The sequence below is a fragment of the Desulfovibrio piger genome (genome assembly GCF_951793255.1).
Classification (GTDB): Bacteria; Desulfobacterota; Desulfovibrionia; order Desulfovibrionales; family Desulfovibrionaceae; genus Desulfovibrio.
In genome coordinates this window covers 1,507,194-1,520,000 of record NZ_OX636706.1, presented here as the reverse complement: position 1 = coordinate 1,520,000, position 12,807 = coordinate 1,507,194, and the positions used below count along the sequence as shown (strand labels likewise).

Genomic DNA, 12,807 nt, shown 5'->3' with positions numbered 1-12,807 from the left:
GACCAGGAAAAGGTGCAGCATGACGTGCAGGGACTTTTGCGAAATAGGCATAGGCGCGCCCCCTCCTCAACGATATAGGGGCCAAGTATCATAGTTTTGCAAACTGTCAAGAGATGGAACAAAATCACCATCTTTCATAAATAAATACAGACGGATACTTGCATCATCGCCATTATTCCCCATATTATGGGGCAGGCAGGCCTGCCCCGATGCCGCGACCCTGCCCGCATGATGCGGGACAGAGCTTTCAGACTTGGCAGGCAATGTCTGCCATGCTATGACAATCCCGGGGGAAGGCTAATTATGAAAGAAGAAAACAAAGACCGATCAGAATTGCTGGCATTCCTGGAGTTCATGAGCCGCAAAGGCCTGAACACCACGGCCCAGAGGCGGATCATCGCCGATGCCTTTTTTGAGCTCCCCGGCCACCACTCGCTGGAGGAGTTCTATCAGCATGTCCAGAAACTGGACCCGCGCATCGGCCAGACCACCGTCTACCGGACGCTCAAACTCCTGTGTGATGCCGGTATGGCGACAGAGATCCACTTCAGCGACGGCATCACCCGCTACGAAGTGGCCGCTCCCGACAGTCATCACGACCATATCGTCTGCCAGTCCTGCGGCAAGATCGTGGAGATCTACGATCCCCGCATCGAAAAGCTGCAACAGGAGCTGACCAAGAAGCACGGCTTCCTGCTGCTGCGGCATGTGCACATCCTTTCCGGTATCTGCGCGGACTGCCAGAAAAAAATGCAGCAATGACCTTTTCCGGCCGGCATGACAGCGGGCGGATCTTTCCGCCCTTTTTTGTGGGCCCGTGCTAATTAAAGTTGATTTTCATTTTCATTTAGGGCATACTTGCCGAAAATCGACCGAAACGAGGACACCAGTATGGATGGCCAAAGCATCGCCGTTATCGTCATCGTGGCTGTGGCCGTGATCTTCATGGCCAGGAAAATTTTCATCTCCGCCCGCAAAGGACAGTGCTCCTGCGGCTGCGGGGATGGCAAACAGCAGGCCTGCTGCAAGGGATGCAGCATCACCACAAAACGTGAGGACCTGCTTCCGTAACAAAAAGCAAAGGCCGCCACTCCCAAGGGAGGGCGGCCTTTTTTTATAGATGTGTCCGGCGGTTATTCCGCTTCGAATTCTTCGGCACGGGCGATCTAGCCGCCCCGGTGCTCGCGCAGGATGGCCAGGGCTTCTTCCTGGGTCAGGATACGGCCGCGGCATTTGGGGTTCTGCAGGCGATTCTCAGGGCAGTAGCCCAGATGCACACAGCTGGGCCCGGCCCCCTGGAACAGGTCCGGTGCGGCCTTGCGGCACAGGGAAAGCATCTGCCAGGCCAGATGGCGGATCTCGTGCTGGGCGTTGCGGCAGCAGCGGATGGAGAACCAGTCCAGCAGGGCATGGGCGTTCATGCCGATGATGGCCTTGAACTCCGTGGCCTGGGGCTTGAGGTAGCGCAGGTCTTCTTCCGGCAGTCCGGCTTCCAGCCCGGCGTCGTACCACTGGCGGGTCAGGTCGGCCAGGTCCCGGCCGGTCAGACGGGTCGTGTGCCCGTCAGGCAGGGTCACCTCGGCACCGAAGTCACGCACGCTGGCGGGATAGACCACGGAAAAACGCCGTTTGCCGCCCAGCTCCGCACGACCGGACTTGATGAGGTAGGAAGCCAGGCGCTTGCGCACCAGCTGGGTCTCGGTCACGCGGGAATAGCCTTCCACGCCGAAAAGGAAAAAGTCGAATTCCAGCGCGGCGCGATGCCCGCTTTCCAGGATATTGCGCACGATCTGCCGGGAATAGGGCGAGGCCACTATCTCTTCCAGGCTGCGCTCACTGCGCACGAAACGCGCCGCGATGTCCGTGTAGATCTTGCCGCCCCCGGCCAGCAGCACCACTTTGCCGTTCCCGGTATATTTTTCATCCAGCATGTGCGCCTCCTGTAAAATGGAAGGCTGAACCTACACGAAAATGCCCCGTGTCTCAAGCGCCCCTGCCGGAGCCGGCGCCCGGCCGGGGCGGGCCCGATACTGTGCTTTCTTGACGCCCGCCCGCGGACAGCATAGTGTAGATAGCTTCCAATACTGAATAATCCGCACGCCGCTGCGTGCGTAAAGGAGCGACCATGAGCAAGGATATCAAAGCCTTCTGCCAGCCTGACAGCAAGGGCTTCTTCGGCGCGTATGGCGGCCAGTATGTGCCTGACGCCATCAAAGCCCGCCTGGACGAACTGGACCAGGCCTTCAAGGAGGCTCTGGCCGACCCCGAATTCACGCGCGAGATGCAGCGCCTGCTGCTGCATTTTGCCGGTCGTCCCAGCCCGGTCTTCCACTGCCGCAACCTCAGCAAGAAGCTGGGCGGCGCGCAGATCTGGCTCAAACGCGAAGACCTCAACCATCTGGGCGCCCACAAGGTCAACAATACCATCGGCCAGTGCCTGCTGGCCAAACGCATGGGCAAGACCCGCGTCATCGCCGAGACCGGCGCGGGCCAGCATGGCGTGGGCACCGCGGCCAGCGCCGCCCTCATGGGCCTGGAATGCGTCATCTGCATGGGCGAGGTGGACGTCGTCCGCCAGCACCTCAACGTGACCCGCATGGAGATGCTGGGCGCCCGCGTGCATACGGCCATGAGCGGCCAGCGCACCCTCAAGGAAGCCGTGGACGAGGCCCTGGAAATGTGGGTCAACGAACCCGAGACCTTCTATGTGCTGGGTTCCGCCGTGGGCCCGCACCCCTACCCGCTCATGGTGCGCCACTTCCAGTCCGTCATCGGCAGCGAGGCCCGCGCCCAGATGCTGGAATTTGCCGGTCGCCTGCCCGATGTGGCCATGGCCTGCGTGGGCGGCGGCTCCAATGCCGTGGGCCTGTTCTCCGGCTTCGTGCATGACGAGGGCGTGCGCCTCATCGGCGTGGAGCCCGGCGGCCGCGGCAACGGCTACGGCCAGCATGCGGCCTCGCTCTGCTACGGCGAGCCCGGCGTGCTGCACGGCTTCAATTCCTACATGATCAAGGACGAAAAGGGCGAGGCCGGCGAGGTCTACTCCATCTCCGCCGGTCTGGACTATCCTTCCGTGGGCCCCGAACTGGCCGAACTCAAGGATGCCGGTCGTGCCGAATACGTGAGCATCACCGATGAAGAGGCCCTGCAGGCTTTCTATGCCCTGTCGCGCAACGAGGGCATCCTGCCCGCGCTGGAATCCTCCCACGCGCTGGCCCATGCCATGAAACTGGCCCCCACCATGGACAAGGACGCCATCATCCTGGTGAACCTGTCCGGCCGCGGCGACAAGGACGTGGCCCAGGTGGCCGATCTGGTGAACAGCGGCGCCTTCGTGCCTGCCGGCGACTAACGATGTCACGGCCGGGGCAGGCCACGCCCTCCCCTCACGGCCCCTTCGCCAATGCGATCCCGCAGACCGGCACACCCAGTGCCGGTCTGTTTTTTTGACACAAGAGACGTGACAGTCCATCCCCTTGGATGATAACGCCACCTCACGGCTCCGGAAGGAGCGCCCCCAGTACAGAGGGGGCGCCCGGGGCCCTGTTCATCTCCTGACCATGCCTGCCCCTGCGGGCGGCCGTCAGGCAAATTCCATTCTGACGAGGCACACCATGCGAGAGATCGACGCCGCGACCATCAGTGCCGCCGTGGCAAAGCTGGCCGTGCAGGCCTGCTGTCATCTGCCCGCCGATGTCCGGGACGCGTTCCGGCAGCGGCTGGACAAAGAGCCTTCGCCCGTGGGGCGCAACATCCTGGAACAATTGCTGGAGAATGCGGACATCGCCGCGCGGGACGACATCCCCATCTGCCAGGACACCGGTCTGGCCGTGGTCTTTGCCGAGGTGGGGCAGGACGTGCACATCACGGGCGGCGATTTTGAAGCCGCCATCCACGAAGGCGTGCGCCGCGGCTATGTGGACGGCTATCTGCGCAAGTCCTGTGTGGCCGAGCCCCTGTTCGAGCGCAAGAACACCGGCGACAACACCCCGGCCGTCATCCACACCCGCATCGTGCCCGGCGACGGCCTGACCCTGCGTCTGGCCCCCAAGGGCGCCGGTTCCGAGAACAAGAGCGTGGTCAAGATGCTGGTGCCCGCCGACGGCATCGAAGGTGTGCGCAAGGTGGTGCTGGACGCCGTGCTGGCGGCCGGGCCCAATTCCTGCCCGCCCATGGTGGTGGGCGTGGGCCTGGGCGGCACCATGGAAGTGGCCGCCCTGTGCGCCAAGCGCGCCGCGGCCCGCGATCTGGAAAGCCGCAACCCCGATCCCCGCTACGCCGCCTTCGAGGACGAGCTGCTGGAGCTCATCAACCGCACGGGCATCGGCCCCCAGGGCCTGGGCGGCGAGACCACGGCCCTCAAGGTGCATGTGGAATGGGCCCCCACCCACATCGCCTCCCTGCCGGTGGCGGTCAACATCAACTGCCATGCGGCGCGTCACGCCGAAGTGCGTCTGTAGGAGGCTGCCATGTCCGATGTGAAACGTATCCGCGCCCCCTTCGACGAAGCCACGGCCCGTTCCCTGCGTGCCGGTGACCGGGTGCTCATCACGGGCACCATCATCGCCGCCCGCGATGCCGCCCACAAGCGCCTGGTGGAGGCCCTTGACCGGGGCGAAGAGCTGCCCGTGGATCTGGACGGGGCGGTCATCTATTATGTGGGCCCCAGTCCGGCCAGACCGGGCCGGGCCATCGGCGCGGCCGGGCCCACCACGGCCGGGCGCATGGACGCCTACACGCCCACCCTGCTGGCCCGGGGCCTGCGCGGCATGATCGGCAAGGGCTACCGCAAGCCCGAAGTGGTGGAAGCCATGAAGCGGCACGGCGTGCCCTATCTGGCGGCCGTGGGCGGTGCCGGGGCGCTCATCTCGCAGCGCATCAAGAAATACACGGTGCTGGCCTACCCCGACCTGGGCCCCGAAGCCGTGGCCGCGCTGGAAGTGGAAGACTTCCCGGCCATCGTGGTCATCGACAGCACCGGCGACAATTATTACGAGACCGGTCAGGCCCCCTACAGGAAGCTCTGATGAATGATGAGGGGGAAGGGGCCCCCTTTGACTGACGCGCAAAGGGGGCCCCTTCCCCCTCGCCCCATCCCTCCCCCAACGCGTTTCATTATGGAGGATGACGGGCAGCCCTTCACGCGGGCGTGTCCCTGCCTGCCGGTCTCCCGGCAGAGGGTTCGATAGTTGTCAAAAATCAGAACCACCCGCAAAGCGGGTGGTTTGCTCTGGCCCTGTAAGGGCCTGTTACCGGCTGCGCCTAAAGACGCTGGCTTTCACGCTGTTCAAGCCCAGTGCCCTTGCCGCCTTGGCTACCCCTTAAAGGGGTCTTGATATTCGCGTGATGTCAGCTTGTCTCTCATAATGTCGTGACGTTCCTGATCCTGGATATATTTTTTGATCGTTGCCTCATTAAGCCCCACCGTACTGACATAATATCCTTCGGCCCAAAATTTTCTGTTGCCAAACTTATATTTAAGGTTTGCGTGCTTATCGAATATCATCAACGAACTTTTCCCTTTCAGGTAGCCCATGAAATTTGCCACACTGATTTTAGGAGGAATGGACACCAGCATGTGGACATGATCCGGCATCAGATGCCCTTCCAGAATCTCAACCCCTTTATATTTGCAGAGGCATTGCAGAATTTCTTTTATACTTTCACGGAGCTGTGCGAAGATTATTTTTCTTCTATATTTTGGAGTAAAGACGATATGATACTTGCACAACCATTTCGTATGCGCTAGGCTATGAGCCTTGGTTCCCATAACAAAAACACCTTTCCGTTAATGTTGCGATGGGCTTGAACAACTTCATCGTAGCGGAAAGGTGTTTTTGTGTGTATAACGTATTGTCTCCACCCGCATAGCGGGTGGTTTTTTGTTTCGCGCCTGTCAGGCGCTCAACAGGCTAAAGCCCATAACAAAAAAGGGACCGCTGCTGCCAGCGGTCCCTTTTGTATCATTGCAGAGTAGCGACGCTGAGATGCCTACAGCGTGACGGCCCCATCGCCCTTGGGAGCGGGCTTGGGAGCAGGCTTGGCTGCGGGCTGCTGCGCCTTGGCCGGAGCGGCGGGCGCGGCCTTGGTCTGCGATCCCGCCTGGGCAAAGGCGCGGGCCATGTTCTCCATGACGGCCCGGCCCACCACGCGCCAGGTCTCGCCCTGCTTCCGCAGAGCCAGCCAGGAGGTCATGCCGGCAGGCGTGGTCACGGAAGCCACGGCCGCATCGGGGCCCAGCTCCACCACCTTGGCGTTCCTGAGTGATTCCGGCACCCACGGGCAGTCGGGGCGCTCGGCCTTGCGGCAATGGGCCATGAGCTCACCGGTGGAGACACCGCGGGTCAGGCTCTTGCGGAGTTTGTCCTCCATGTTCAGGGCGCTGCCCAGCAGCTGGTCCATACCGCCCAGCCCCAGATCCTGGCCCAGGGAATCCAGCATGTTCAGGGCCTCGTTCTCATTGGTCATGTTCCGCGCCTCGTTGGCGGCGAACAGGGGCATGTCCATCTGGGCCAGGAAGGCCGCGCTGTCGTTCTTTTCCATGGCGTCGGCCATGGCGCCGAGCGGTTTTTCCGGGCCGGACGAAAGGCAGGACGCCAGCAGGCCGCAGGTCAGGGCGAGCGACGCCAGCAACAGGGATCTGCAATTCTTGCGCATAGGATCCTCCATGCAGGAAATGACTTTTGGGCGACATACAAGATAGCGCAGACGCCGGTGGTTGCCAAGCGTTCGCCCCGCCTCAATGGCCGGGAAACAGGGGCTTTTTTTCCGTCACGCCTTTTGCTAGCATCGCCGCCGGCTGACCGTGCCATCCCGGCCGGTCGGGATACGAAACCTTTGGCAACTGCTGTCCCGCTCCGTGGCGGACAGGCGGAGGCTGTATGAAAGTTATCATCATGTGCGGCGGCAAGGGCACCCGGCTGCGGGAAGAGACCGTCATCAAACCCAAGCCCATGGTCGAGATCGGCGGGCGGCCCGTACTCTGGCACATCATGAACATCTATGCCCGTTTCGGCTTCAAGGACTTCATCCTGCCCCTGGGCTACAAGGGCGAATACATCAAGCAGTATTTCCACGACTACAACATCCGCAACACGGATTTCACCGTGGACCTGCGCAGCGGCGCCATCACCCCCCATCCCCGCGAGATCGAGGACTGGCGCGTGACCCTGTGCGATACCGGCCAGGAGACCCTCAAGGGCGGCCGCCTGAAGCGCGTGGCCCGCTACATCGATACCGACCGCTTCATGGTCACCTATGGTGACGGCGTGGCCGACATCGACATCGACAAGCTCATCGACTTCCACATGAAGTCCGGCACCATCGGGACCTTCACCGGCGTGCGCATGCCCTCGCGTTTCGGCACCGTGCGCACCGACGAGAACGGCAAGATCCTGTCCTGGGAAGAGAAACCCGTGCTCAACGAGTACATCAACTGCGGCTTCTTCGTCTTCAAGCGCGAGTTCCTGGACTATCTGGACGAAGACGAATCCTGCGATCTGGAAAAAGAGCCCCTGCAGCGCCTGGCCGCCGAAGGCCAGCTCTCCATGTACCCGCATCCCGGACAGTGGCAGTGCATGGACACCCTGCGCGACTCCATCAAGCTCAACGAGCTGTGGGACAGCGGCAAGGCCTTCTGGAAATAGATCCTCCCGGCGGGGCTGCGGCCCCGCCTTCCTTCCGGGCGCCGTCCGGCGACCCTCCCTTTTCCCGTCATGACGCCGGCGCGAACACGACCGGCAGGAGAAGACCATGTTTGCCAACTGCTATAAAGGCCGCCGTGTGTTCATCACCGGCCATACCGGTTTCAAGGGCTCCTGGCTGGCCGCGTGGCTGAGCCAGATGAGCGCCACCGTCTGCGGCTTTGCCGACTGCGTGCCCACCAGCCCGTCCCATTTCGAGGCCATGCATCTGGAACAGCACGTGCAGGACATGCGCGGCGACATCCGCGACCGTGATGCCGTGGTCCGCGCCATGAAGGAATTCCGCCCCGATGTGGTCTTCCATCTGGCCGCCCAGGCCCTGGTGCGCAAATCGTACGAAGACGCGCCCCTGACCTTCGAAGCCAACATGCTGGGCACCCTCAACATGCTGGAGGCCGTGCGCCAGTGCCCCAGCGTGGAAGCCGCGGTCTTCATCACCTCGGACAAGTGCTACCGCAACGACGAGTGGGTCTGGGGCTACCGCGAGACCGACCATCTGGGCGGCGACGACCCCTACTCCGCTTCCAAGGGCTGCGCCGAGATCATCGCCCATTCCTATTTCAAGAGCTTTTTCAAGGACGGCCCGGCCTGCGCCACCGTGCGTGCCGGCAACGTCATCGGCGGCGGTGACTGGGCCGCCGACCGCATCGTGCCCGACTGCGCCCGCGCCTGGGCCGCCGGTCAGGCCGTGCAGATCCGCAGCCCCTGGGCCACCCGCCCCTGGCAGCTGGTGCTGGAGCCCCTGTCCGGCTATCTGTGGCTGGGCGCCCATCTGCTGGGTGCGCGCAAGGGGCCCTTCGAGACCCGCGGCGAGGCCTACAACTTCGGCCCTGCCGCCAACGTCAACAATACCGTGGCGGAAGTGGTGGAGGCCCTGGCCCTGCACTGGCCCGGCTTCCGCAGCGAGATGGACAAGGCCGGACAGGCGGGCATGAAGGAATGCACCCTGCTCAAGCTCTGCTGCGACAAGGCCCTGGCCCATCTGGGCTGGAAAGCCACCCTGACCTTTGAGGAGACCATCCGCTTCACCGCCGAATGGTACCATCGTTTCTATCGCGGCGACGGCGCCAAGCAGGGCTCCATGCTGGACTTCAGCCTGGGCCAGATCGCGGCCTATGTGAACGCCGCCGAACAGCGCGAGCAGCTCTGGACGAAATAAGGCCGCCCGCCCGGTCTTCCGGGCGGGTCCGCCGTCCAGAAAGGACATCCCCATGGAACGTTCCGAACATCCGTGCCCGGACATGGGCATCGACGGTGTCAGCTTCCAGCCCCTGAAGGTCATCACTACCCCCGGCGGCCCGGTGATGCACATGCTGCGCCCCGACTCTCCCCTGCGCCCCCACGCCGAGACGGCGGACGGGGAACTGCATCTGGGCGAGGTCTATTTCTCCGAGGTCCTGCCCGGGGCCATCAAGGCCTGGAAACGCCACCGCCGCCAGACCCAGTACTACACCGTGCCCCACGGCCTGCTGAAACTCGTGCTCTATGACGCCCGCCCCGATTCGCCCACCTGCGGCGTGCTGCGGGAACTGTATCTGGGCCGCCCCGACCATTACGGCCTTTTGCGCATCCCCACGGGGGTCTGGTACGGCTTCACCGCCGCCACGGACGAACCGGCCCTGATCTGCAACTGCGCCGACCTGCCCCACGATCCCGAAGAAGGCGAACGCCTGCCCGCCGATACGAAAGACATCCCCTACAGCTGGGACTAGCAGGGATTTTTGAGGGGAGGGGGATCCATGCCTGCGCCAGGAGGGTGCTCCCTCCCCTCTTCACAAAACAGCCTTGTTCCGCAATAATAGTACGCTGGTCAGATATGACGACGAGGGCAACAGTACGCGGCCAACTCCCCCGCAACAGGCGGAGCTCCGGCGATGTGCCCTTCCTGCCTGCAACAAGGCCGTGTCTTACGGCGGCAGGCACCACCGGGAGACGCTCCCGCAACGTCTGCTCCCCTGCCCCGCACGGGAGCTGCCAGCCCCCGAGGTACCCATGACGACAGAAGAACTGCAAAAGATACTTCAGACCGAAGGTTACATCGCCCGTGTGGATGATGACGGCGACCTGACCTTCAAAGCCCAGGGCCGCACCCTTTATATGACCCTTTCGGAAGACGATCCCACTTATCTCCGTATCTTCACGGACCTGACCGTCCCGGCCGACAAGGCTGACGAGCTCGCTGTACTCAGGGAGGGGAACCGCCTTGAATGCAAGCTGAAATGCGTGAAGTGCATGCTCCTCGACCAGGATGAGGAAAGATTCTTCATCCGTGTCGCTATCGAGTGCTTCAGCGATACCGAGATCCTCGAGGAGGAGATCACGCGCTATATCGACATCGTATGTGCCGCCCATTTCGAGCTTGGGCAGACCCTGCTGATGTGACCTCTCTGACGTGATCCTTTCACTCCCATGACGTACGGCGGCTGGCAGGAAGACTGCCAGCCGCTTCCGGTCTGTATGACGGAAAAGGCACGACCTTCGACCGCACCGGCGAAGCTCCCCTTTTCCGGCCCGCATCACCCGGACATCAAAAAAGACGGACGGCCGCCAGTTGAGCGACCGTCCGTCCTTTCTTTGCAAATACCGTCTTTACGTAACGCCGGGGAACAGCATCATGTCCCAACCGTCCACGGCACGATGCTCCAGCCTCCCCGCCAAAGTGCATCGGGAAGGGAGCCGGGCCGGGAAAGGCCTTTCCTCATGAACGTGCGACCGCAAGGCAGCCCGCAGGGCTGTGCCCGTTGGCGACGCCCAGCGCTGCGGCCCCGGCAACAGAGGCTGGCTATAGCCCGAAGAACCTTCGGGCGTTGTCGCCGCAGAGCTGCCAGAGCTCTTCGGGCTCCATGCCGCGGGCGGCCGCCATATGGCGTACGGTGAAGACCGTGAAGGCAGGCTCGTTGCGCTTGCCGCGCCAGGGCACGGGCGAAAGGTAGGGGCTGTCGGTCTCCAGCAGCAGGCGGTCGTCAGGGATGACGGCCAGGGCCTCGCGCACGGCCTTGTTGGCCGGGTAGCTGACCGGTCCGGGGATGGAGATGTGCCAGCCGTTGCGGATGATGCGCCGGGCCATGTCGGCATCGCCGCCAAAGCAGTGCCAGAGCAGCGGATAGCCGACAAAACCGCGGGCTTCGAGAGTCATGAGGGTCTCGGCCTCGGCGTTGCGGCAATGGATGACCACAGGCTTTTCCAGCTCGCGGGCCAGTTGCAGCTGATCGTGCAGGACCTGGTACTGGATCTCCTTGGGGCAGTCGTCCCAGTAGAAATCGAGCCCGATCTCGCCCACGGCGCGCAGGCGGTCATCCACGGCAAAGGCTTCACGGATGTCCGCAAGGACTTCGGGCGTGCACTGCTGTCCGTCACAGGGATGGATGCCCAGCACGAAAAAGACCTCGGGATGTGCATCGAAATAGCCGCGGCGACGGCGCCAGCGGTCAGGATCGAGGAAGATGTTGCCGATGGTGGCCACACCGGCGGCACGGGCGCGGGCCAGCACCTCTTCGCGGTCGGCGTCGAATTCCTCGCCGTCCAGATGGGCGTGGCTGTCGCAGCCCACGCAGGGCAGGGCCTGGGTCAGGGGATCGATACGTTCAACTTTCTTGTGGCTCATGGCGGATCCGGGATGGAGAGGATGCGGGATGCGGGCAGCACTGCCCCGTGGACGGGCACCGCCCCATCCCCGGCAGGACGTCCGTCTGGCATGGCTTCTAGCAGGGGCAGACACGAGACGCAAGCCCCTGCCCCGCCGCGAAAAAGCCCCGTTTCAGGCATTGCCAGTCCCGGGACAAGGGCGTACACTCTCTGCGCCTATTGGTCATTTTACGTTGAGAGGCTATCATGCATTTGCGAAAACGGGTTCTTGTCACTGGTGGTTCGGGTTTTCTGGGCTCGCATCTGTGCGCGCGTCTGCTGGACGAGGGGCACGAAGTCCTGTGCGTGGACAATTTCTTTTCCAGCGCCCGCTCCAATGTGGAAGAGCTCATGGACAACAAGCGCTTCGAACTGCTGCGCCATGACGTGACCTTCCCCCTGTTCGTGGAAGTGGACGAGATCTACAACCTGGCCTGCCCGGCCTCGCCCGTCCACTACCAGCACGACCCCGTGCAGACCATCAAGACCTGCGTCCACGGTGCCATCAACATGCTGGGTCTGGCCAAGCGCCTGAAAGCACGCATCTTCCAGGCCTCCACCAGCGAGGTCTACGGCGACCCCGACGTGCATCCGCAGCCCGAGAGCTACTGGGGCCATGTGAATCCCAACGGCATCCGCTCCTGCTATGACGAAGGCAAGCGCTGCGCCGAGGCCCTGTTCTTCTCCTACCGCCGCCAGAACAATGTGAACATCAAGGTGGGCCGCATCTTCAACACCTACGGCCCCAAGATGCATCCCAACGACGGCCGCGTGGTCTCCAACTTCATCGTGCAGGCCCTGAAGGGCGAACCCATCACCATCTACGGCGACGGCAGCCAGACCCGCTCCTTCTGCTATGTGGATGACCTGGTGGAATGCATGTGCCGCCTCATGGCCACGCCCGACGACTTCACCGGCCCCGTGAACATGGGCAATCCCGGCGAGTTCACCATCCGCGAGCTGGCCGAAAAGGTCATCGAGCTCACCAACAGCAGCTCCAGGCTGATCTGCGAGCCCCTGCCCGGCGACGACCCCAAACAGCGCCGTCCCGACATCAGCCTGGCCCGCGAGGTCCTGGGCTGGGAGCCCAAGGTCCAGCTGGAAGAAGGCCTGAAAAAGACCATCGCCTATTTCGACGAGCAGATCCGCAAGGGTCTGGCCTAGATGTCCGTGTCCGGAACAGGGGATAGCGGCGAGCACGCAGCCGCCTTTGCGCATGCAGCGCGCCGCCGCCCCCGCTCCGGTCGAATTCATATATGGATGCGCCGCCCGGGGAAGGCGACGCAGGGGGATCCGTACCGGCCGGTACGGACGCGCAACCATAACCCTTGACGGATAGGGAGTCCGTCTGTCCGTCCGGCATGGGCGCTGCAAGTCTCCGGGGAAGGAGCGCTCGGACCATGCCGCCAGAAAAGTTTTCACAGATGCGGTCCTGCCCACGGCAGGGCCGCATCGTGTACTTTGACGGTCTGAATGTCGG

Annotated in this window: 15 protein-coding genes (1 of these 15 cut by a window edge); 10 read left to right on the top strand and 5 right to left on the bottom strand. The window is 62.9% G+C overall.

The genetic code is table 11. From position 1 onward, the window contains the following. Positions 1–51 carry the 5' end (the start) of a DMT family transporter gene (locus Q4I12_RS06815; protein ID WP_168936276.1) on the bottom strand. The gene continues 864 nt to the left of window position 1, outside the view, so 51 of the gene's 915 nt are visible here — the first part of the coding sequence; the start codon lies at positions 49–51; its stop codon lies beyond the left edge, outside the window. 252 nt (positions 52–303) lie between these two features. Between Q4I12_RS06815 and Q4I12_RS06810 the strand changes: the two genes are divergently transcribed. Both Q4I12_RS06810 and Q4I12_RS06805 read left to right on the top strand, forming a co-directional pair. Beyond that, on the top strand, positions 304–762 hold the full coding sequence (locus Q4I12_RS06810) for a Fur family transcriptional regulator (RefSeq protein WP_204626674.1): 459 nt from the start codon (positions 304–306) through the stop codon (positions 760–762). A gap of 129 nt (positions 763–891) precedes the next feature. After that, positions 892–1,071, top strand: coding sequence for a hypothetical protein (locus tag Q4I12_RS06805; RefSeq protein WP_204675104.1), 180 nt, complete (start codon positions 892–894; stop codon positions 1,069–1,071). Between the two features lie 95 nt (positions 1,072–1,166). Here Q4I12_RS06805 and thyX read toward each other — a convergent pair whose 3' ends face one another. Continuing rightward, positions 1,167–1,931 (bottom strand): FAD-dependent thymidylate synthase, encoded by a 765-nt coding sequence (gene thyX, locus Q4I12_RS06800; RefSeq protein WP_302261121.1) that lies wholly within the window; start codon positions 1,929–1,931, stop codon positions 1,167–1,169. A gap of 194 nt (positions 1,932–2,125) precedes the next feature. On the opposite strand from thyX, the gene trpB reads away from it, so the two are divergent. From trpB to Q4I12_RS06785, 3 genes are all read left to right on the top strand, one after another. After that, positions 2,126–3,352 (top strand): tryptophan synthase subunit beta, encoded by a 1,227-nt coding sequence (trpB, locus tag Q4I12_RS06795; RefSeq protein ID WP_168936280.1) that lies wholly within the window; start codon positions 2,126–2,128, stop codon positions 3,350–3,352. A gap of 262 nt (positions 3,353–3,614) precedes the next feature. Further along, the gene (locus Q4I12_RS06790) at positions 3,615–4,460 is read left to right on the top strand and encodes a fumarate hydratase (protein ID WP_006009337.1); all 846 of its coding nucleotides are present in this window, start codon (positions 3,615–3,617) and stop codon (positions 4,458–4,460) included. A 9-nt stretch (positions 4,461–4,469) separates the two neighbouring features. Beyond that, positions 4,470–5,027 (top strand): Fe-S-containing hydro-lyase, encoded by a 558-nt coding sequence (locus Q4I12_RS06785; RefSeq protein ID WP_168936281.1) that lies wholly within the window; start codon positions 4,470–4,472, stop codon positions 5,025–5,027. 287 nt (positions 5,028–5,314) lie between these two features. Here the strand turns inward: Q4I12_RS06785 and tnpA are convergent, their stop codons facing one another. Together tnpA and Q4I12_RS06775 are read right to left on the bottom strand one after the other, a co-directional pair. Beyond that, complete coding sequence (tnpA, locus tag Q4I12_RS06780; protein ID WP_072333439.1) at positions 5,315–5,770, bottom strand: IS200/IS605 family transposase; 456 nt, start codon at positions 5,768–5,770, stop codon at positions 5,315–5,317. A gap of 221 nt (positions 5,771–5,991) precedes the next feature. Further along, positions 5,992–6,657 carry a hypothetical protein gene (locus Q4I12_RS06775; protein ID WP_239463887.1) on the bottom strand — a complete coding sequence of 222 codons (666 nt, stop codon included), beginning with the start codon at positions 6,655–6,657 and terminating at the stop codon, positions 5,992–5,994. 224 nt (positions 6,658–6,881) lie between these two features. On the opposite strand from Q4I12_RS06775, the gene rfbF reads away from it, so the two are divergent. The 4 genes from rfbF (at position 6,882) to Q4I12_RS06755 (ending at position 10,085) form a co-directional block, all read left to right on the top strand. Then, positions 6,882–7,646, top strand: a complete 765-nt coding sequence (gene rfbF / locus Q4I12_RS06770; protein WP_168935543.1) for a glucose-1-phosphate cytidylyltransferase — start codon at positions 6,882–6,884, stop codon at positions 7,644–7,646. 106 nt (positions 7,647–7,752) lie between these two features. Then, entirely contained in the window at positions 7,753–8,862 is a 1,110-nt protein-coding gene (gene rfbG / locus Q4I12_RS06765) for a CDP-glucose 4,6-dehydratase (RefSeq protein ID WP_297137705.1), read from the top strand. A gap of 82 nt (positions 8,863–8,944) precedes the next feature. Then, positions 8,945–9,415: a dTDP-4-dehydrorhamnose 3,5-epimerase family protein gene (locus Q4I12_RS06760; RefSeq protein ID WP_168935556.1), complete on the top strand. Its 471-nt coding sequence runs from the start codon at positions 8,945–8,947 to the stop codon at positions 9,413–9,415. Positions 9,416–9,695: 280 nt separating this feature from the next. Next, a complete protein-coding gene (locus tag Q4I12_RS06755; protein ID WP_302261120.1) occupies positions 9,696–10,085 on the top strand; it encodes a YbjN domain-containing protein in 390 nt (129 codons plus the stop codon). A gap of 400 nt (positions 10,086–10,485) precedes the next feature. On the opposite strand, the gene Q4I12_RS06750 is transcribed toward Q4I12_RS06755, so the two are convergent. Continuing rightward, positions 10,486–11,307 (bottom strand): TatD family hydrolase, encoded by an 822-nt coding sequence (locus tag Q4I12_RS06750; protein ID WP_204675268.1) that lies wholly within the window; start codon positions 11,305–11,307, stop codon positions 10,486–10,488. A gap of 227 nt (positions 11,308–11,534) precedes the next feature. Here Q4I12_RS06750 and Q4I12_RS06745 point away from each other — a divergent pair, with 227 nt between their 5' ends. Beyond that, positions 11,535–12,491: a UDP-glucuronic acid decarboxylase family protein gene (locus Q4I12_RS06745; RefSeq protein ID WP_168935547.1), complete on the top strand. Its 957-nt coding sequence runs from the start codon at positions 11,535–11,537 to the stop codon at positions 12,489–12,491. Positions 12,492–12,807: the final 316 nt, after the last annotated feature.

What these genes read in the sequence shown, in the direction of transcription:
- Q4I12_RS06810 (WP_204626674.1), top strand. Translation starts at nt 304, where the DNA reads ATGAAAGAAGAAAACAAAGACCGATCAGAATTGCTGGCATTCCTGGAG.
- Q4I12_RS06805 (WP_204675104.1), top strand. Translation starts at nt 892, where the DNA reads ATGGATGGCCAAAGCATCGCCGTTATCGTCATCGTGGCTGTGGCCGTG.
- thyX (WP_302261121.1), bottom strand. Translation starts at nt 1,931, where the DNA reads ATGCTGGATGAAAAATATACCGGGAACGGCAAAGTGGTGCTGCTGGCC.
- trpB (WP_168936280.1), top strand. Translation starts at nt 2,126, where the DNA reads ATGAGCAAGGATATCAAAGCCTTCTGCCAGCCTGACAGCAAGGGCTTC.
- Q4I12_RS06790 (WP_006009337.1), top strand. Translation starts at nt 3,615, where the DNA reads ATGCGAGAGATCGACGCCGCGACCATCAGTGCCGCCGTGGCAAAGCTG.
- Q4I12_RS06785 (WP_168936281.1), top strand. Translation starts at nt 4,470, where the DNA reads ATGTCCGATGTGAAACGTATCCGCGCCCCCTTCGACGAAGCCACGGCC.
- tnpA (WP_072333439.1), bottom strand. Translation starts at nt 5,770, where the DNA reads ATGGGAACCAAGGCTCATAGCCTAGCGCATACGAAATGGTTGTGCAAG.
- Q4I12_RS06775 (WP_239463887.1), bottom strand. Translation starts at nt 6,657, where the DNA reads ATGCGCAAGAATTGCAGATCCCTGTTGCTGGCGTCGCTCGCCCTGACC.
- rfbF (WP_168935543.1), top strand. Translation starts at nt 6,882, where the DNA reads ATGAAAGTTATCATCATGTGCGGCGGCAAGGGCACCCGGCTGCGGGAA.
- rfbG (WP_297137705.1), top strand. Translation starts at nt 7,753, where the DNA reads ATGTTTGCCAACTGCTATAAAGGCCGCCGTGTGTTCATCACCGGCCAT.
- Q4I12_RS06760 (WP_168935556.1), top strand. Translation starts at nt 8,945, where the DNA reads ATGGGCATCGACGGTGTCAGCTTCCAGCCCCTGAAGGTCATCACTACC.
- Q4I12_RS06755 (WP_302261120.1), top strand. Translation starts at nt 9,696, where the DNA reads ATGACGACAGAAGAACTGCAAAAGATACTTCAGACCGAAGGTTACATC.
- Q4I12_RS06750 (WP_204675268.1), bottom strand. Translation starts at nt 11,307, where the DNA reads ATGAGCCACAAGAAAGTTGAACGTATCGATCCCCTGACCCAGGCCCTG.
- Q4I12_RS06745 (WP_168935547.1), top strand. Translation starts at nt 11,535, where the DNA reads ATGCATTTGCGAAAACGGGTTCTTGTCACTGGTGGTTCGGGTTTTCTG.